This window comes from Algoriphagus halophilus (genome assembly GCF_041729275.1).
Lineage (GTDB): Bacteria > Bacteroidota > Bacteroidia > Cytophagales > Cyclobacteriaceae > Algoriphagus > Algoriphagus halophilus_A.
Genome location: NZ_CP146486.1, coordinates 3,939,245 through 3,957,732, shown reverse-complemented (window position 1 = coordinate 3,957,732; position 18,488 = coordinate 3,939,245). Strand labels below are relative to the sequence as shown.

Here is an 18,488-nt window from a genome sequence, read left to right as displayed (position 1 = left end):
AGTTGTTCATCTAAAAAACCTTCACCTCTTCTGGCGTTCTATCTCCATCAGTTGCCTCATATTGATGCATCCAATCAAACATTCCATCGTATGCTGCATTCAAGTCCACTGCCAACACCTTTAATTCTTCAATTCGGGCGGTATCTGGATTTTCTTCTTCCAATCGATCAATTTCCTGATTAGCCTTTTTCTCAAGACTTTTTAACCTGCCCATCATCGGCATTACTTCATCATGAATCTCAATAATTTTTTCACGCATCATCAAATTTTGCTCCTGGATGCTAGGTCCACAGGAAGCTAGTACTACTAATAACATAAAAGTTAAAGAAGAAATATATCGAATCATGATTAGGGCAATTACTACACCAAAGGTACTATTTATTCTTTTTTAAATCTAAAAAGTTAAGAGGTTTTAAAAAGTTAAAAATATATCAAAGTATCCTGTAATTTTGAAGACCCTTAAAATCTATCCACATGAAACCATTTTGCTTTGCTGACGGCAATATCATCGATTCCTCAAAGGCGCAAATTCATCCCATGGACCTGGGATTAATCAGAGGCTATGGAATTTTTGATTTCTTTAGGTCAGTAAATTATACCCCTCTTTTTTAGAGCATTACCTTGATCGATTTATCGGCTCGGCAGAAAAAACATTTTTACCTCTTTCCTATTCCAGAGAAGATCTCAAGCAGATCATCAAAGAACTTACTGACAAAAACGACATGGAGCAAGGAGGTTTCAGAATGCTTCTAACGGGCGGCATCTCTGAAAACCATTTCTCTCCTGCAGAAGGAAAACTGTTCATCTTCCCAGAATCCTTAATATTCCCAAGCGAAGAGAAATATAATAAAGGCATCAAACTATTAAGCCTGAATTACATCCGGCCTATTGCCGACATCAAAACCACCAACTATGCCCTATCAGTCTGGGATAGTATGCGATGGAAAAAAGAAGGAGCAGAAGATGTTTTGTACCATCACAATGGCTATGTGAGTGAAAGCTCGAGAAGTAATTTTTTCATTGTCAAAAATGGCACGGTGATCACACCCGATCAAGATATTCTTCTCGGGATCACCAGAAAACATGTGCTTCAGTTAATAGACAAGGTAGAAATCAGACCTGTTACCCTGACAGAATCGATTGAGGCAGACGAAGCATTTATCACCAGTACCACCAAAGTTTTATTACCGGTTACCCAAATTGATGAACATACCATTGGAAATGGAAGACCTGGTCCAGTATCTATGGATATATTGAAAAAGTTCAGAATATTGGAAAAAGAGATGTCCCTGTAAAAAAGGGACATTTTTTATTCTGAAATCAATTGAGCATCCTTCAGGATATACATGAGTTTTTCTGGGTCATTCCCATTTAAAACCAATTTCCCTCTTACTTTTACTCGTTTTGAAGTGTATTTAATTGGGTCTGTTAACATCACCTCCATCACTGTTTCCGGGCCTCCTGAGCCACAGAAAAAACATTCCGCCAATGGAAGGCTGGATAAAATTATATGCTCTGGCTTAAACATCCCTTCAAAAGGAATAATATACCCGTCTGCTTCTACTACAGTACCCTCTAGTTTTTTGATTCGTCTGAAAAGACAGGGACATAAAGCTCTCCAAATTGATCTTCACTTATCTTATAAGAAACTTCGGAAAGACTTCGCCACACATTTTTCTCCTGCGCAAAAGAAGTCGCAGAAAAACACAAGAATAATCCTACAAAAACAAACCCTAATTTCTTCATCATTTTACCCTTCATTAATAATTATTACGCTAGTTAAGCCTTTGTAAGCTGCTTTGCAATACTTGTTTGATAAGCAGCAATTGCAGGAATGACAGAGGCTAATATACCCACCATTAACGCATAAGCTACTATCCAAAGTTCTGATTTTAAGAAAATCCATGGCTGAATACTCATCATTACGCCTGATTGATTTTGAGAAATCAGGAGAGCCAAGAAGCCATGTCCCATTAAAATCCCCAACACCGCTCCTAAAAAGGTAAGGATAAACCCTTCCAAAAAGATCAAAAGCAACAATTGTAAACGTGTGGCTCCAATGGCTCTTAAGATCGCCAAATCGTACTTTCTTTCTTTGAGGGAATTGTACAAAGCAATGAAAATCCCAAGGCCAGAAATCCCAATTAATACAAAAGCTAATCCCTTAAGCATGCTGACTCCCACTCCCAATAATTCAAAAAGCCGTGACATTTCAAAAGTAGGAGATGCTGCCTGCATGTTGGTCTGTGAATTCACAAATCGGGGAAGCTGAATGGCTGCCATCGGGTTTCGATATTGAACCAGAAGGGAGGTGATTTCTTTTCTTTCATCCCCTGCTGTCTTAGGAAGACCGTGCAAAGTAATCTCTGAATCAAGCATAGGCTCATGATCTTCAGCCTCACCTTCCTCTTCATGTGTATACCAAACTGATTCAATACTAGTCAAGATCAATCGATCGATCACATTCCCTTTGGGCCTTAAAATGCCTACAACTTTGAAATAATTAGCATCATGGTCATGGCTTCCTTCACTAATTCCGTGGCTTCCCATAAACTCATCCCCTGTATCCAATCCAAGCTTCAAGGCTGCCTCTGATCCAACTACCACTTCAAAAGGCCGGGTCCATGAGTTCCCGCTTTCAAAATCAACTTGATAAAGGTCCAGATAATCCAAATTGGTCCCTACAATTCGAAATCCTTGGTAATTATCGCCCAGGGCCAAAGGAATGGTACTTTTCACCAATCTGTTCCTGGTCAAAGACTGAGCGTCACTTAAAGAAATATTTCCGGTAGGAAAGTCGATATGATAAACGCTTGAAAGTATCAGCTGCAATGGGCTTCCCTTTGCTCCCACGACCAAATCAATCCCTTCAGCATCTTGATTCATTTTCTTTTCCAACTGATCTTGCATCAGTAAAAGAACTGCAATAATGGCAAGCCCCAAGGCCAACAACAATACATTCAACCCAGTGGAGAAAGGTCTAAAAGTCAAATATTTCCAACTCAGCTTGAACAAATTCATGAGGCCTTTACTTCCATAAAATTCGAAATATGATTTTTCACCCGCTGATCATGGGTCACGATAATCATGGCGGCTCCAATTTTACTGGATTGCTCTTTCAATAATTGAATGACCTTTTCTGTATTTTCATCATCCAAACTGGAGGTGGGCTCATCAGCCAGGATCAATTTTGGTTCATTCGCCAATGCTCTTGCGATGGAAACCCGCTGAGCCTCTCCTTCACTAAGTGTTAACACCGAGGCATTTTTTCTATGCGAAAGCCCTAAATCCTCTAATAGTTGCTCCAGCCTCTCATTCTTTTTCTTTCCAAAGAAATTAGCCATTCGAAGGTTATCCAACACTGAAAGTGGAGCTAATAAATGAGGTTTTTGAAATACGATTCCAATATTTTGCCCTCTAAACAAATCCAGTTTCTGCCCTGAAAAATCAGAAAAAGGTTGATTCGCTATCTGAATCTGGCCTTGTCGGCTTGGCTAAACCGGCCAATAAATTGAGCAAGGTAGTCTTCCCACTACCCGATTTTCCCAGCACCAATAAACTCTCTTTTTCATTTAACTGAATATCTTCAAAATAGAGTGTTTTTTGCCCTGGATAAGTAAAGGATAAATTCTTTGAACTTAGCAGCATATTATTCTACGGGGATGGACACATAAAATGTCGTCCCCTTATTTTCAACACTCTCAAAGGTAATCTCTCCTTTTAAAACCTCCACACATTTTTTGACAATGGACAGTCCAAGACCTGAACCTTCTATTATTCCTACATTATGTGCTCGGAAGAATCGGTCAAACAATTGACCTTGTTCCTTTTTAGGTATACCAATTCCATGATCTGTAAAGGATGCTTTTAATTGATTGTCTTCAAATTTCAGGGAGAAATTCACTACTTGCCCATCTTTTGAATACTTCACCGAGTTAGATAATAAATTCTCAAATACCTGATATAAAAGATCATAATCAGAAACAATAGTTTTGGGTAGTTCTCCAAGTGTAGTTTTAATAGTAACACCATTTTCAACCCCTGCTTTTACGGTATCCAGCACTTCTTTGACAAAAGCACCTAAAAACATCTTCTTTGGTTTATACTTCATCTTATCAGCATCCGCTTTCCCAAAGAACAAGACACTTGTAAGCAAATTATTCAATGCCCTTACCGAGTTTTCGATTTTGGAGGCATGTTTACTTATTTTCAGTTTGAAAGGATGATCTTTTTCCGCGTAGATCTGAAGTAGCTGAGCTGAACTCAATATGGAGGTAAGAGGTGTTTTAAATCCGTGGGAAACGTTGAGGACAATTCGGGATTTTAATTCATTGATTTCCCGTTCTTTTTCTAAAGCTTTGGTCAGTTCCTTATTGGCCTCATGAAGATCCGCTGTTCGTTGCCTTACTTTTTCCTCCAGTTCATTGTTGAGTTTTTGTAATTCCTTTTCTTTTCGGTCCTTGAAAATGGCCAGTTCGATCACCATATTCAATTCCCTGATATTAAAAGGCTTAATCACATAGGCACTGGGATTCGTTCCTACCACCTTGTTTAGTGTTTCTGCATCAGAGCTAGCACTTAAATAAACAACTGGGATATCATACTTTTCATTGACAATCTCGGTGGTTTTAATACCATCCAATTCACCAGCCAAATTGATGTCCATCATCACGATATCTGCGATATTTTCTTCTAAAATATCCAAGGCCTTTTCACCAGAATCAGCAATTCCAATGATATCATGATTATTTTTCTCAAGCGCTCTTTTTAGCAATAAAGCAGATACTGAATCATCTTCAACGATGAGGATTTTTAAACTAAACATTCGAATTAATAGGGGGCGTAAAACTAATCAAGTTTGAAAATACAAAAATTATTAATCTGGCAATGGGATTTCTAAGGTGACGGTGGTTCCAGTGTCTTTTGAACTCTGAATGGAGATTTCTCCATTGAGTAAGGAAACTAAGTTTTTGGTGATATTTAAACCTAATCCTGTCCCTTCATATAAACGCTGATTCCCCGTGCTTTCCTGCTCAAAAGGTTGAAACGCTTTCCTTAGAAACTCTTCAGACATCCCAACTCCTGTATCCTCAATGGACAATATCATATTATTTTTTCTCCTATCTACCGTCAATTTGATTTCTCCCTGATCCGTATATTTAATGGCATTACTGATCAAGTTATTCAAAATCATCTCTATAAATCGCTTATCAATTTTACCTATGAATGGGCTTTTTAGAAAAGAAGTCTTCAAAACCAATCCCTTTCTCAAGGCAAGATTTTTCAGAGGGGTCACGATAGTGGCCAAGTATGAATTAATATCTACTTGAGTATACACCACATTCATCTTATTAGCCTCTATCTTGGCAATGTCCAACAGGGATGTAATGGTGTTCAAAAGCCTTTCACCACTTTGTAATATGATATCCAATTGAGAAATGAGTTCAGTATCATCTTTTCTCATCATCATAATGTGTTCCGTCCCTCCCAAAATCCCATTCAGGGGTGTGCGTATTTCGTGGCTGATATTGGAGAGCATGCTGGTTTTATATCGATTGGCCTGCTCTGCTTTATCTTTGGCATCCCGTAATTTTTGTTCAATGGCCTTTTTAGAGGAAACATCCCTAAATACACTCAATATCAAATTCTTCCCTTCGAAGTTCTCTTGAATCAAGATAGAAAAGACTTCCATCTCCAGATCACCCGACTTCCAAGGAACCATACTTTCATAGGTAAACCCTTCATTCTTCCTTTTTAGTACCCGTTTTAAAAATGAGCTGATGTATTTCGTGAAATATTCGGGGTAACTGAAAAGATCAATTACTTGGGTGTTTTCAAGCTCGGATACTTCCATTTTTACAATTTGGGCAAAGCTTGGGTTAACAGTCACGATTTTTCTTCCATCAATCGTAAGCATCAAGCCATCTTTAGAACTTGTCCACACATTCTTAAACTGAACCTCAGCTATTTGTTTTTCCTTGGATTTTTGATCGAATGCAGATTTCAACACCCCTACTCTCTGGAACTGCCTAAAAAATGTACTAATCAAAATCCCTAAAGCAATCAGAAATAAAACCCAAAGCAAAATAAACCAGGTCTGAAGATAAATTGGTTTAAGAATAGAAAAAGGAGCAGAAGTCACCGTTTTAGAAAAATTCTCTCCTTCATAGGATGCTTTCAATTCAAGCTGATAATTCCCATAAGGTAAATTTGTAAAATATAATGCGGTGGATTTAGGATCTTTGATGATTGACCAATCATCTTCGGGATTTAAACGATAATACACCCATAGATCTTTGGTTTGATTAAATCCAATCGCCGAGTAATCCACCTCAAAGGAATTTTTCTCATAGGGAAACTCAAGTTCTTCATCTGGATCTAAGCGTTCCCCATCCAAAACTATTGAGTGGTAAATCACACTTGGTGATCCGCTGGAATTATAACTTTCATCTGAAAAAAACAAAGAAATCCCTTTCAATGTCCCTATCATAATTCTTCCTTGAGATGCTTCCAGCAAAGCTCCTCGGTTGATTTCATTTCCTATTAGTCCATTTTTCTCGTTGAAATGATTCAGAGTATTGTTTTCTATTAGAACACTCCATCATCTGTCCCCGCCCATAGTCTTTCATAGCTATCCTTCAACAAGGCATATACTGGCCTTGAAATAATCTGTCCATCAATTCTAAATGGCTTCATTTCTCCATCTTCTAGAATCTTTAGGCCAGATTCAGTAGCAAAAAGGATTCGATTGGGCTCTAGTTCCAAAAATCATAGCCATCACTCACCAACATCCGATCATTTTCATGAAATGATTTTTCATTGGAAGTTTGACTAGCTTTCATTACTACAATTCTTCCATCTGAAAGCTTCCCAGCTTTTCTCATGTAAAAAATCCTATTATTCAATAGAGCACTTACTTCCTCGCGGATATCATGATCATAAATTTTGGAAGAGGGGCTATGGATGGAAGAAATGTAAATATTACCAGGCCCTGTGATGATGAGTGAATCTCCTTCTACTTTCACAAAGGAAATATTTACACCAGGAGGAGGTTGTATCAAGCTTATTTTGCCTGACCGTATATTATATTTTCCAACTCCTCCCCAATTGGAAGAAAACCAAACGGTTCCCTGACCATCGTTATTAAAATTGACGATGCGCTGGGTCGGATTCCCATCAGGGTAAGGATCTCTATAGATCGTTTCTACGGCTAGACGGGAATACTTTTGGATCCCATTATTGAAACCAAACAAATATTCACCATTTCCTAGATTTCCAATGGCTGTTACTTCCTCTGCCAATAAATCTCCTTGCCCTATTCCATAATTCTGAAAAACCAGGCTATGGAAATTCACCAGTCCCCTACTAGTTCCTATCCATAATATTCCTTCCCTATCAATCATTCCTTTGTGGATCGCATATACTCTCAACTCACTTCTTAAATCAATCATTAAAGGATATCTGTATTTCTCAGAGTACTTGAATAATTGGGAATTGAAATGATAAAAGATGGCATCTTGATCGAAAAAAGATCATAAAAGTCCAAAGAGGAATATTCTTGTTCAGAAAAATTCTTGTCCAGTATTTTTCAGGAATAAGTGGACTCTTACCTTCTGCCAAATACTCTCTTCCCAAAAAATAATACATTTTCTGAGCCTCGTTCCATTTGACCAAAAATGGAGCAGATGGTAAAGAAATGCCTTCCAATTCCTTTGAAATCAACTCATCTCCCGAAAGAGTAAAAACTCCTTTTTCAAAAAACAACAGAATTTCACCTTCAATAATAAGAGCAGAACCTAATTGCCCTTCATTCTCAAATTTTCTTTCTACTTCATGGATGACTTTATTGGATGAATTCCATGCAATCAATTGGTATTTGGTGTCTAGAAAATACAGTGCTTCATTTCCCTTCCCTAAAGAAAAAGACTTATCCCTGAGCTGAATTTCGCATTAAATTCTACGGGTAGATCCACATACTCCCAGGTCCCGTACCCTCCTTTTATCAATTTTGGCAATCCATTGGAGTTGTAAAGCCATATCATTCCCTCTTCGTCAAGATGAATGGACATTCTATAATTGAATTCCTTTAAAATTGAGTCAGGTAATGAAAAAGTCTCAATTCCATCTGAATAATGAATCCCCATGGGTGTGGAAAACCACATTCTTCCCAAAGTATCCTGTTCCATTTGCAAAACATTTTGGACAGGGAGCTCCACGCCCTTTGGTTGAGAGTTGTATTTGAAATTCTGAGCTCTTCCCAGGAAGGTCAATCCAAAACAAATAAGAAGAGTAAGGAATATTCTCATTTAATAGGCGTAATTTGGGAGACTAAGATAAAAAAGAATTGCGTCGTCAAATTCACTAGATAATGTTCTTCATTTCTTTTGTCAGCGAGCCGATTCTTTTATTTTTGTGCCAAACTTTAGAAATCGCATCATGAGTGTACTAGTAAATAAAAATTCCAAGGTGATCGTACAAGGGTTCACCGGGTCGGAAGGCTCTTTTCACGCACAGCAAATGATCGAGTACGGAACAAACGTAGTCGGTGGTGTAACTCCGGGAAAAGGTGGATCTACCCATTTGGACAAACCTGTTTTTAACTCTGTAGAAGAAGCCGTTCAGAAGACTGGTGCTGATACATCCATCATTTTCGTACCACCAGCTTTTGCTGCAGACGCGATTATGGAAGCTGCTGATGCTGGGATCAAAGTAATCATCGCAATCACAGAAGGAATTCCTGTAGCCGATATGATGAAAGCTAAGCCTTACATCAAAGAAAGAGGAGCTGCCTTAATTGGACCAAACTGCCCAGGAGTGATTACTCCAGGAGAAGCTAAAGTGGGTATCATGCCAGGTTTTGTATTCAAAAAAGGTAGAATCGGCATTGTATCCAAGTCAGGTACTTTAACTTATGAAGCTGCTGATCAAGTCGCCAAAGCGGGATTAGGTGTTTCTACCGCTATTGGAATCGGTGGTGACCCTATCATCGGAACTTCTACCAAACAGGCTGTTCAGTTGCTAATGGAAGATCCTGAGACTGACGCAATCGTCATGATCGGTGAAATCGGGGGTAACTACGAAGCTGAAGCAGCAAAGTGGATCCGTGAAACTGGAAACAAAAAACCTGTAGTAGGATTTATCGCTGGTCAGACAGCACCTCCGGGAAGAAGAATGGGACACGCTGGTGCCATCATCGGTGGAGCAGATGATACCGCTGAGGCTAAAATGAGAATCATGAGAGAAAATGGAATCCACGTAGCAGAATCTCCAGCAGAGATCGGTGCTACCATGGCGAAAGCTTTGGGTGTAGATGCTTAATAAATGTATGATGTCCGATGTTTGATGTCGGATGTTTTAAAAGCCGCTTTGATTGAGTTCGGAGCGGTTTTTTTTTATTTCTGGAAATGACTTCCGTAGATTGACTAAGTGGTTTAACACTTCAGAAACTTAATCCTAAACTTATGCTTAGTCCAAAGGGATTAAATTCACCATTTTCAGCACCACCTTCTAAATTTTCAATAGAAAACGTAGGAGTATATCCTCCCGCAATAAAGAAACCTCCTTCAGGCTTTTGATACCTATATCCAATCCTTGGGACAAGTGTTTTACCCCAGTAGGGTTCTTCTCTGATATTGTTTGGAAAATCTTCATCAAAGAAATAGCGCCTATTTCTAATCGCAAAGAACCCTAACCCTAACTCTAAATGATGCTTTGATTTACCCCAAAAACCCGTTAACTCGAATGGTATGAATGGTGCCCAATAAGATGAAGTTGGTTCAGTTCTACTGTTGTATAGCAAAGAGAATCCTGCCCTAGCGGACAACTTGAGTTTACCTATTTGGTAAAATATCCGACCGTAGTTTAAGGAATAAGAAAAAGAAGGCCATAAAGTTTCTACAAAAACAGAATTTTTGGCAGTAAAAATTTCCGCTTTAGATTCTCTTTGCTCCTCCTCTTGAGCAACTAACTCATTTTTCGATAGCACTAAAACTGACATTAAGGTCAGAAGTAAAAATTTATAATATCTTGTCATCATGAACTCGGTTTTGGTTGAGATGAGAATTAAAATCTTTTTACAAACCGGATTATTTAACAATCTAGTTACCAATTCTTTTCCAAAAAAAAAGCTCCTTTCTATTTCGATTAAAAATGTAGGAATAAAACAATTTCTCTATAATACTAAGCTTTACGCCGACTTCTTTTTCCATCATTTTTTTTGAGTTGAGACTCTGATTCCAATCACTGCTCATTTCTTTCAATCTTCGAAATATAGGCTCTGTTAACATTGAGTTTTCGAACTAATTCGCTTTGAATCTCACTCCTTTTACTAACTCAGCAATTATAAACGCCCAAGATCTCTCTTCAATAGAACCTCTAGTCGCAGCACCAATTTTCCTTTACTTTCTGCAAAATGCTGATTGATGGTTTTTGTAGTTTTTATTTTCCAAACCTCTTTCATTGAGAAAATCTGAATCCAAAAGACACAACTTCAAACTAATCTATCCACCTTTAGGAATTAGGGTTCAGGTTTTCCAATTTTTCAATCTTTCAATATTTATATTTTCAATTTCTTACCTTTGCCGCTTCAATTCAGATAATTATGATTTCAGTAGATAATGTAGCCGTTGAACATAGCGGTTCTACACTCTTTAGTAATATTTCTTTTGCCATCAATGAGACCGACAAAATTGCCTTGATGGGGAAGAATGGAGCTGGGAAATCCACCCTACTCAAAATTATTGCCGGTCAATCCAAACCTACATCAGGATCTGTTTCAGCTCCGAAAGGATTTGTCGTGGCCTATTTGCCACAGCATTTGTTGACCTCGGATGATTGTACGGTGATGGAAGAAACTTCCAAAGCTTTCGCCAGCTATCTGAATATGAAAACTGAAATCGATCGGATCAATGAAGAACTGACAGTGAGAACCGATTACGAATCTGAGGAATATTACAAACTGATCGAGCAAGTTTCTGAATTGAGTGAGAAATTCTACGCGATCGAAGAAGTCAATTATGAAGCAGAAGTAGAGAAAGTTCTTTTAGGACTTGGATTTGTAAGGGAAGATTTCACTCGGCTAACTTCAGAATTTTCCGGAGGCTGGAGAATGAGAATTGAATTGGCCAAAATCCTTTTACAAAACCCAGATTTGATCCTTCTCGATGAGCCGACCAACCATTTGGATATTGAATCCATCCAATGGCTCGAGGAGTTCTTGATGAATAAAGCCAAAGCGGTAGTGGTAATTTCCCACGACCGGGCTTTTGTAGACAACATCACCACAAGAACCATAGAGGTAACCATGGGGCGTATTTACGATTACAAGGCGAAATACAGCCATTACCTAGAGTTAAGGAAAGAACGTCGTGAACAACAGCAAAAGCATTACGAAGAGCAGCAAAGAACCATTGCCGATATCCAAGCTTTCATAGATCGTTTCAAAGGCACCTATTCCAAAACTTTACAGGTTCAATCCAGGGTAAAAATGCTGGAAAAAATGGAAATCATTGAAGTGGACGAAGTGGATACTTCCGCCTTGAAACTTCGATTCCCTCCCTCTCCAAGATCTGGAAATTATCCGGTAATCGTAGACGAAATGAGTAAAAGCTATGGAGACCATGTCGTTTTTAAAAATGCTTCTATGACTATTGAACGAGGTCAAAAAGTATCCTTTGTCGGTAAAAATGGAGAGGGTAAATCAACCATGATCAAAGCGATCATGGGAGAAATAGACTTTGAAGGAAAATGTGAATTAGGCCACAATTCCATGATCGGCTACTTTGCCCAGAATCAGGCTTCCTTGCTGGATGAAACGCTTAGCATTTTCGAAACGATTGATCAAATCGCTGTAGGGGAAGTCAGAACGAAAGTAAAGGATATCCTGGGTGCTTTCATGTTCAAAGGAGATGACATCAACAAGAAAGTGAAGGTACTTTCCGGAGGTGAGAAAACACGTTTGGCCATGGTGAAGCTATTGCTGGAACCTGTCAACTTGCTGATTCTCGATGAACCCACCAACCATTTGGACATGAAAACCAAGGACATTATCAAAGATGCCTTAAAAGCATTTGACGGTACTTTGATTGTGGTTTCTCACGACCGTGATTTCTTGGATGGCTTGGTGACGAAGGTCTTTGAATTCGGAAATAAGCGCGTAAAAGAACACTTTGAAGACATCAATGGATTCTTAAGAAACAAAAAGATGGAGAACTTGAAAGAGGTAGAAAGATAAAAGATCTTAGGTTTTAGATTACAGTCAAGCGTAATTGATTCTATTTCTATCAGTTTTATTCCTTATAATAAAAATGCGAAGGTTTAAAGCCTCCGCATTTTTTGTTTTCCGTTAATTCAGGTTTAAAGCCCAAATACCCTGGGTAGCCAAAGTGATATTTCAGGGAATATCATAATCAAGGCCAAGGCTAAGATCATCGCAAAGAAAAACGGAAGTAGGGGCTTGATTACCTTCTGTATGGTAGTTTGGGCTATCCCTACTCCAATAAATAATACGGAGCCTACCGGTGGAGTACAAAGACCAATACAAAGGTTTAGCACCATCATAATACCAAAATGAACAGGGTCGATACCCAAAGAAGTAACAACCGGTAAAAATATAGGTGTGAAAATCAGTACTGCAGGAGTCATATCCATAAAAATCCCTACAAATAGAAGCAACACATTGATCATGATCAGGATCACGAAAATATTATCGCTCAGGGATAACAAGGAATTGGAAATGCTTTGAGGAATTTCCTCACTCGACATCACCCAAGACATGGCCATGGATGTAGCGATAAGCAACATCACTACCGCGGTAGTTTCAGCAGATTTCAACAATACAGCAGGTAGATCCTTTACTCCTATTTCCCTATAAATCATGGAAAGAGCTAAGCTATATACTACTGCAATGGCAGAGGCCTCGGTTGCTGTAAATACTCCTCCGATAATCCCACCAATCACCACAACCAACAAGAATAAACTTGGAATTGCTTTCCAGAAAGTGCTCAATAAATGCTTGAAAGAGCTAGCCTCTCCTGCAGGTAATTTTTTTATTTTGACCATCACCGCTGCAGTGATCATTAACAACAATCCCACCAATAAGCCTGGAAGATATCCTGCCACAAATAGAGCAGCAATGGACACCCCTCCTGAGGCCAAAGAATAGACGATCAACACATTGGATGGAGGTATGATCAATCCAGTTGTAGATGAGGTGATGTTTACAGCAGCTCCTAACTCTTTTGGATATCCTTCTTTTTCCATTCTTTTCCCCAGAATACCTCCCATAGATGATGCTGCCGCTACAGCTGAACCTGCAATGGCTCCCATCAACATGGCTGCAATGACATTCACATGAAGTAATCCTCCGGGAGTCTTCCTGTAAGGGCCTTTGCAAAATTTATCAAGCGATTGGCAATCCCTCCTCGATTCATGAGCTCTCCCGCCAAAATAAAAAATGGAATCGCCAGCAAGGAGAAACTATCCAGTCCAGTCCCCATTCGTTGGGCTACGGTGGTAATGGCAGGCATAGAAGCTACCGTTACCATTAAAGTAAACATGCTCGAAAGTCCCAGACTCCAAGCCACAGGAACACCAATTCCTAAAAAGAAAATAAATGATAATACCAGTACTAAAACGCTAAGAATTTCCATTATTCAGCTGTTTGGATAGAGTGGAACAATTGAATAATAAATACTACCTGGTAGTACGTGACTAACAACCCGCTAAATGGAATAATACCATATACATAGGCTAAGGGAATTTGAAGGGTAGCGGACTTTTGACCAAGAATAAAAGTGATGTATACCAAATTAGATCCGCCAATAACCATCACTACAATGGCAAATACCAGAATACACACACTGATCAGGATCATCAATTTATCCTGAGCTTTCTCTTTTAAATTCGTCAGAAGTATATCGATGGCTAAATGCTCGTTTTTACCTGCCACATAAGCTGCCCCAAGCATCCCTACCCAGATCATCATGTATCTAGAAAGTTCATCTGTAAAAGAGCTAGGGTCTTTAAAAATATACCTTGAAGTAACTTGCCAAGTCACATTGATCACCATCAAGGCCATCAAGATGACCAACAGATGCGAGATCAGTTTATCAAGTTTGGATTTTGTTTCTAATGAAAACATGTATAAAGAATCTTGGGTTAATTATTTCACATCTCTAATGGCCTGAACAATTTCATAAATTTCAGGCTGATCTATTTTCAATTGGTCATAAACACCTTCCACCGCTTTCCGGAAAGGCTCTTTATCAGGATAGGTAATGGTCACTCCTGCGGCTTCCAGTTCACGCATGGATTCTGCAGAGGATTCTTCCCAAAGTTTATATTCATAGGTCGCAGATTCGTCCGCTGCCTCCTGTACCCATTGTTGCTCTTCCTCAGTCAAATCTTCCCATACCTTGGTACTGATAATGACCACATCTGGTAAGGCTGTATGCTCATCCAGACTGTAATATTTACAAACTTCATAGTGCTTGGAAGTATAAAGGCTTGGAGGATTATTTTCCGCAGCATCCACGATCCCTTGTTGCAAAGCCGTATACAATTCCCCATAGGAAACCGGTGTAGGTGAACTTCCAAGTGCTTTTACCATATTGGATGCCGTCACACTCTCCATTACCCGTACTTTCAGACCAGCTAAGTCCTCAGGAGTTTCTACGGGTTTATCCTTGGTATAAAAACTTCTTTTCCCTGCATCGTAATAACATAATCCCCGAAGCCAAAACTCTTCTCCATCTAGGAGCAGTTGTTTACCAATGGGACCTTCCAACACTTTTCGCTGGTGCTCATCATCTCTAAATAAATAGGGCATTCCAAACACCTGCATGGTCGGAGCAAAGCCTTCCAAAGCAGCCGCAGATACTTTGGTCATACCCAAACTTCCAATTTGAAGCAGTTCGAGCAATTCCCTTTCGGAGCCTAACTGCTGGTTAGGATATACTTTGACCTTGATTTTTCCATTTGATTTTTCTCAATTTGTTTGGCCATAAACAGCATTGCCTCATGTACGGGATGGCTAACCACCTGGGCATGACCTAGTTTGATGATCTTAAATTTGAGCGGAGAGGAACAGGAAAACGGAAGAACTCCTAAAAAAATGGTGATTACTAAAATGGAGAGGGTTCTTTTCATGGGTTTATTTGAAATATAGGCATTTAACAATAATAACTTTTTCCTGACTCAGTTGCCCGATGATTTACGGAATCGATTTAAAAACCGGTATACAAGGGTAATTTCTTGTCTAAGCTTAAAAATGTCCTGAAAGAAAACTGAATTCTATTCTTTTTAGCTCCTTTCCTCAAAATCCCTGAATACTCTATCACCGAGATAGCAATACAATAATTTTTCATTCTTTTCTTTTACCAAAGAAACCTTATCTTTGCGCAATCGATTGCACAATATAAGCTATTAAACCCATGAACCATCGAATAGTACGAATTCATCCCAAAGACAATGTCCTTGTAGCCTTACAGGATTTAGCAGCAGGAGAACTTTATTCCATTGAAGGTGTAGAGGGAATCTTACAGGCACCGGTTTCCGCTAAACATAAATTCTCAATGGAGGACCTTCACCAAGGAGATTTGATTTATATGTATGGAGGTATCGTGGGCAAAGCGGTGGTAGATATTCCTTCAGGCCACCCCCTGACTACATCCAATGTCACCCATGAAGCTGAAAGCTTTGGGGGAAAAACGGAAGATTACCACTGGGAAGCACCTGATGTAAGTAAATTTCAAAATAGGACCTTTCAAGGTTTTCATCGAAGTGATGGACAGGTTGGAACGGGTAATTACTGGTTGGTTATTCCCTTGGTATTTTGTGAAAATCGAAATGTAGACACCATCAAAGAAGCTTTTTGGAAGAATTAGGATTTACCAAACCTAACCCATACAAGCAACTGGTCAAAGAAATGGCTTTGCACTACCAAGCGGGAGACCAAGCAGCAATCGCCAATCTTTCAGTTTCCACATTTACAGAAAGGAAAGATTTGAAATTATTTCCACAGATAGATGGCATTAAATTTCTAAATCATCAGGGAGGGTGTGGTGGAGTAAGACAGGATTCCGAGGCCCTTTGCACCTTACTGGCTGGATACATCAATAATCCTAACACCGCTGGAGCAACAGTCTTGAGCTTGGGATGTCAAAATGCACAGGCTTCCATCTTAGAACAGAAACTGAAAGAGATGAATCCTGATTTCCAAAAGCCATTGATCATGTTGGAGCAGCAAAAGGAAGGAACTGAGCAGCAATTATTGACCCATGCCATCAAAGAAACATTCCTAGGATTAGCTGAGGTAAATAAATTACGCAGGCAACCCGCTGCATTGAGTAAATTGACGGTGGGGTTAGAATGTGGCGGTTCAGATGGTTTTTCGGGTATTTCAGCCAATCCATCTGTGGGATATGCTGCGGATCTTATCGTCGCGCTTGGTGGAAAGGCAATTCTTTCTGAATTCCCCGAATTATGCGGAGTGGAACAAGAACTGATCAACCGATGCGTAACCCATGAAAGTGCAGAAAAATTTTCAGCATTAATGAAATCCTACGCTGCTGCGGCAGAGGCAGTAGGTTCCGGTTTTGACATGAATCCCTCTCCTGGAAACATCAAAGATGGATTGATCACGGATGCCATGAAATCTTCAGGAGCTGCAAAAAAGGCGGCACCTCTCCGGTTACAGATGTACTGGACTACGGAGAAATCGTCAGGAAACCAGGTCTAAATTTGCTTTGCACCCCTGGGAATGATGTGGAAAGCACTACTGCAATGGCTGGTTCTGGAGCCAATGTGATTCTTTTCACTACAGGTCTAGGCACTCCCACCGGAAATCCAATCACACCAGTGATCAAAGTATCCAGCAACCACCGCTTGGCTGAAAGGATGCCAGATATCATCGACGTCAACACGGGGCATGTGATTTCTGGAGAGAAATCCATTCAGCAAATGGGGGAGGAAATTTTAGAGCAGGTCATTGCTGTCGCAAGTGGAGAAATGACCAAAGCCCAGCACTTGGGGCAAGATGATTTTATTCCTTGGAAAAGAGGAGTATCCCTTTAACCTGCTTTGTCTTTGAAAGGGAATTCTACTTTTTGACCAGTTTTGGAAGATTGATACATGGCCCGAATCAACTCTACTGATTTTCTTGCAGTTTTCCCGTCTACTGTAGGTGTTGAGTTATTCTTGATGTCTTTTAAAAACAATTCCCATTGTTGAAGGTGCAATTGGTAACCAATGGCATTAGGATCTGAAGAACCTGAGCCTGAACCTGCCTCCCCTTTTATTTCTGAAGCTTCTTCTCCCTTGATATTCCAGGCAATGAGCTTACCTCCTTCCAGGATTGCACTTCCCTTGGTCCCAAAGATCTCTACTCGTTCTGGGTATCCCGGATACAAGGCGGTTGCAGAGGTTACATTCCCCAGGGCCCCATTTTTGAATTGAACCAAGCCCATTCCCAAATCTTCACCTTCAATCGGATAGAGGGTGGTTTGGACTTGCGCGTATACATGAGCCACATCCCCCATTAAATCCAACAGTAAATCAATGGTATGGATCCCCTGATTGATAAGGGCTCCTCCCCCATCGGCTTTCAACGTACCTTTCCACTTACTGGTGGCATAATAGGCATCATCCCTAAACCAATTGACATAGGCATTGCCTACCAACAATCTTCCGAATACCCCATTGACAACTGCCCTCTTTAGTTTGATGAAATCTTCCGCGAATCTATTTTGAAAAATTACAGCCAGCTGAACCCCACCTTCCTCACATGCTGCAATTAATTGATCGGCTCTCGGCAAGGTGATTTCAATAGGCTTCTCTACCATCACATGCTTTCCAGCCCTAGCTGCAGCTACTCCTGGCTCCAAATGAATTCCACTTGGAGTGCAAATGCAAACTATATCCAAATTCGGAAGGCCTAAAAATTCATCTAATTCGGTATATACAGGAGCTGAAAATAATTCCTTCGCTGCATGGGCACTGGAAGAGTTCGGATTAAAAAGTGCTACCAATTCCGCTCCTTTTAACTCTTCAATTGCCTGTGCATGTTTCACCGCGATGGATCCTGTACCTACTATTCCAATTCCGAATTTTTTCATTTTTGTAACTCATTTAAAATTTGACTCCAGACCTCCCTGTTGACAGGAATTCCTTCTACTCTATTTTTCTCTCTAGTTCTTAGGACATTCTCTCCCGGATACAAAACTTCCTTTCCTTCAAACACCTTGGAACTTTTGAGTTCATTAATAATCTCATTTCCTTTTTGATCGAACCAATCTTCTAATTCCAATTTCTTTGGATCAAAGCATAAAAATACCTGGGAAAGCCCTATTTCTTCACCGGATTGATCTACTTCATGCGTACTATCGCCACCAGAAAGTAAAGCGGCCAAGAGATCCAGAACCAAGGACAATCCTGCTCCTTTCCACATACCTGCCGGAAGTGCCATTTCATTTTCGATGATGGTCTTCGGA

Annotated in this window: 16 protein-coding genes and 5 pseudogenes; 5 read left to right on the top strand and 16 right to left on the bottom strand. The window is 39.7% G+C overall.

The window, feature by feature from the left end:
- Positions 1 to 10: 10 nt before the first annotated feature.
- A complete protein-coding gene (locus V8V91_RS21225; RefSeq protein ID WP_373397092.1) occupies positions 11 to 316 on the bottom strand; it encodes a hypothetical protein in 306 nt (101 codons plus the stop codon).
- Positions 317 to 632: 316 nt separating this feature from the next.
- On the opposite strand from V8V91_RS21225, the gene V8V91_RS21220 reads away from it, so the two are divergent.
- On the top strand, positions 633 to 1,295 hold the full coding sequence (locus V8V91_RS21220; protein WP_373400773.1) for an aminotransferase class IV: 663 nt from the start codon (positions 633 to 635) through the stop codon (positions 1,293 to 1,295).
- A gap of 14 nt (positions 1,296 to 1,309) precedes the next feature.
- Here the strand turns inward: V8V91_RS21220 and V8V91_RS21215 are convergent.
- From V8V91_RS21215 to V8V91_RS21175, 9 genes and pseudogenes are all read right to left on the bottom strand, one after another.
- A pseudogene (locus V8V91_RS21215) lies at positions 1,310 to 1,746 on the bottom strand (hypothetical protein).
- 33 nt (positions 1,747 to 1,779) lie between these two features.
- Positions 1,780 to 3,021, bottom strand: a complete 1,242-nt coding sequence (locus V8V91_RS21210; protein WP_373397091.1) for an ABC transporter permease — start codon at positions 3,019 to 3,021, stop codon at positions 1,780 to 1,782.
- Positions 3,018 to 3,648, bottom strand: a pseudogene (locus V8V91_RS21205) (ABC transporter ATP-binding protein). The gene V8V91_RS21210 and the pseudogene V8V91_RS21205 overlap by 4 nt, the downstream one beginning before the upstream one ends.
- A gap of 1 nt (position 3,649) precedes the next feature.
- The gene (locus tag V8V91_RS21200; RefSeq protein WP_074222962.1) at positions 3,650 to 4,825 is read right to left on the bottom strand and encodes an ATP-binding protein; all 1,176 of its coding nucleotides are present in this window, start codon (positions 4,823 to 4,825) and stop codon (positions 3,650 to 3,652) included.
- Between the two features lie 51 nt (positions 4,826 to 4,876).
- Positions 4,877 to 6,517, bottom strand: coding sequence for an ATP-binding protein (locus tag V8V91_RS21195; RefSeq protein WP_373397090.1), 1,641 nt, complete (start codon positions 6,515 to 6,517; stop codon positions 4,877 to 4,879).
- 71 nt (positions 6,518 to 6,588) lie between these two features.
- Positions 6,589 to 6,696, bottom strand: coding sequence for a two-component regulator propeller domain-containing protein (locus V8V91_RS21190; RefSeq protein WP_373397089.1), 108 nt, complete (start codon positions 6,694 to 6,696; stop codon positions 6,589 to 6,591).
- Positions 6,697 to 6,755: 59 nt separating this feature from the next.
- Positions 6,756 to 7,451, bottom strand: a complete 696-nt coding sequence (locus tag V8V91_RS21185) for a hypothetical protein (RefSeq protein ID WP_373397088.1) — start codon at positions 7,449 to 7,451, stop codon at positions 6,756 to 6,758.
- Positions 7,452 to 7,470: 19 nt separating this feature from the next.
- Positions 7,471 to 7,869, bottom strand: coding sequence for a hypothetical protein (locus V8V91_RS21180; protein WP_373397087.1), 399 nt, complete (start codon positions 7,867 to 7,869; stop codon positions 7,471 to 7,473).
- Between the two features lie 44 nt (positions 7,870 to 7,913).
- Complete coding sequence (locus tag V8V91_RS21175; protein WP_373397085.1) at positions 7,914 to 8,306, bottom strand: hypothetical protein; 393 nt, start codon at positions 8,304 to 8,306, stop codon at positions 7,914 to 7,916.
- 130 nt (positions 8,307 to 8,436) lie between these two features.
- Here V8V91_RS21175 and sucD point away from each other — a divergent pair, with 130 nt between their 5' ends.
- A complete protein-coding gene (gene sucD / locus V8V91_RS21170; RefSeq protein WP_373397084.1) occupies positions 8,437 to 9,318 on the top strand; it encodes a succinate--CoA ligase subunit alpha in 882 nt (293 codons plus the stop codon).
- Positions 9,319 to 9,439: 121 nt separating this feature from the next.
- Here sucD and V8V91_RS21165 read toward each other — a convergent pair whose 3' ends face one another.
- The gene (locus V8V91_RS21165; protein ID WP_373397083.1) at positions 9,440 to 10,036 is read right to left on the bottom strand and encodes a hypothetical protein; all 597 of its coding nucleotides are present in this window, start codon (positions 10,034 to 10,036) and stop codon (positions 9,440 to 9,442) included.
- 564 nt (positions 10,037 to 10,600) lie between these two features.
- Here V8V91_RS21165 and V8V91_RS21160 point away from each other — a divergent pair.
- A complete protein-coding gene (locus V8V91_RS21160; protein WP_373397082.1) occupies positions 10,601 to 12,232 on the top strand; it encodes an ABC-F family ATP-binding cassette domain-containing protein in 1,632 nt (543 codons plus the stop codon).
- A gap of 122 nt (positions 12,233 to 12,354) precedes the next feature.
- On the opposite strand, the pseudogene V8V91_RS21155 reads toward V8V91_RS21160, so the two are convergent.
- The 3 genes and pseudogenes from V8V91_RS21155 to V8V91_RS21145 all read right to left on the bottom strand — a co-directional run bounded on the left by V8V91_RS21155 (position 12,355) and on the right by V8V91_RS21145 (position 15,147).
- Positions 12,355 to 13,649 (bottom strand): annotated as a pseudogene (locus tag V8V91_RS21155) (TRAP transporter large permease).
- Positions 13,649 to 14,140: a TRAP transporter small permease gene (locus V8V91_RS21150; RefSeq protein ID WP_074222955.1), complete on the bottom strand. Its 492-nt coding sequence runs from the start codon at positions 14,138 to 14,140 to the stop codon at positions 13,649 to 13,651. The pseudogene V8V91_RS21155 and the gene V8V91_RS21150 overlap by 1 nt, the downstream one beginning before the upstream one ends.
- Positions 14,141 to 14,161: 21 nt before the next feature.
- A pseudogene (locus V8V91_RS21145) lies at positions 14,162 to 15,147 on the bottom strand (TRAP transporter substrate-binding protein).
- A 284-nt stretch (positions 15,148 to 15,431) separates the two neighbouring features.
- Between V8V91_RS21145 and V8V91_RS21140 the strand changes: the two are divergent.
- Positions 15,432 to 15,884 carry a UxaA family hydrolase gene (locus V8V91_RS21140; protein ID WP_373397080.1) on the top strand — a complete coding sequence of 151 codons (453 nt, stop codon included), beginning with the start codon at positions 15,432 to 15,434 and terminating at the stop codon, positions 15,882 to 15,884.
- Between the two features lie 41 nt (positions 15,885 to 15,925).
- A pseudogene (locus V8V91_RS21135) lies at positions 15,926 to 17,073 on the top strand (UxaA family hydrolase).
- Here the strand turns inward: V8V91_RS21135 and V8V91_RS21130 are convergent.
- Positions 17,070 to 18,113 (bottom strand): Gfo/Idh/MocA family protein, encoded by a 1,044-nt coding sequence (locus V8V91_RS21130; protein ID WP_373397079.1) that lies wholly within the window; start codon positions 18,111 to 18,113, stop codon positions 17,070 to 17,072. The pseudogene V8V91_RS21135 and the gene V8V91_RS21130 overlap by 4 nt on opposite strands.
- Entirely contained in the window at positions 18,110 to 18,463 is a 354-nt protein-coding gene (locus V8V91_RS21125; protein WP_373397078.1) for an Ldh family oxidoreductase, read from the bottom strand. Before V8V91_RS21125 ends, V8V91_RS21130 begins: the two co-directional genes overlap by 4 nt.
- Between the last annotated feature and the right edge of the window lie 25 nt (positions 18,464 to 18,488).

Coding starts and splice junctions, on each gene's coding strand:
- V8V91_RS21225 (WP_373397092.1), bottom strand. CDS start 316: ATGTTATTAGTAGTACTAGCTTCCTGTGGACCTAGCATCCAGGAGCAA.
- V8V91_RS21210 (WP_373397091.1), bottom strand. CDS start 3,021: ATGAATTTGTTCAAGCTGAGTTGGAAATATTTGACTTTTAGACCTTTC.
- V8V91_RS21200 (WP_074222962.1), bottom strand. CDS start 4,825: ATGTTTAGTTTAAAAATCCTCATCGTTGAAGATGATTCAGTATCTGCT.
- V8V91_RS21190 (WP_373397089.1), bottom strand. CDS start 6,696: ATGAAGCCATTTAGAATTGATGGACAGATTATTTCAAGGCCAGTATAT.
- V8V91_RS21185 (WP_373397088.1), bottom strand. CDS start 7,451: ATGATTGATTTAAGAAGTGAGTTGAGAGTATATGCGATCCACAAAGGA.
- V8V91_RS21175 (WP_373397085.1), bottom strand. CDS start 8,306: ATGAGAATATTCCTTACTCTTCTTATTTGTTTTGGATTGACCTTCCTG.
- sucD (WP_373397084.1), top strand. CDS start 8,437: ATGAGTGTACTAGTAAATAAAAATTCCAAGGTGATCGTACAAGGGTTC.
- V8V91_RS21165 (WP_373397083.1), bottom strand. CDS start 10,036: ATGATGACAAGATATTATAAATTTTTACTTCTGACCTTAATGTCAGTT.
- V8V91_RS21160 (WP_373397082.1), top strand. CDS start 10,601: ATGATTTCAGTAGATAATGTAGCCGTTGAACATAGCGGTTCTACACTC.
- V8V91_RS21150 (WP_074222955.1), bottom strand. CDS start 14,140: ATGTTTTCATTAGAAACAAAATCCAAACTTGATAAACTGATCTCGCAT.
- V8V91_RS21140 (WP_373397080.1), top strand. CDS start 15,432: ATGAACCATCGAATAGTACGAATTCATCCCAAAGACAATGTCCTTGTA.
- V8V91_RS21130 (WP_373397079.1), bottom strand. CDS start 18,113: ATGAAAAAATTCGGAATTGGAATAGTAGGTACAGGATCCATCGCGGTG.
- V8V91_RS21125 (WP_373397078.1), bottom strand. CDS start 18,463: ATGGCACTTCCGGCAGGTATGTGGAAAGGAGCAGGATTGTCCTTGGTT.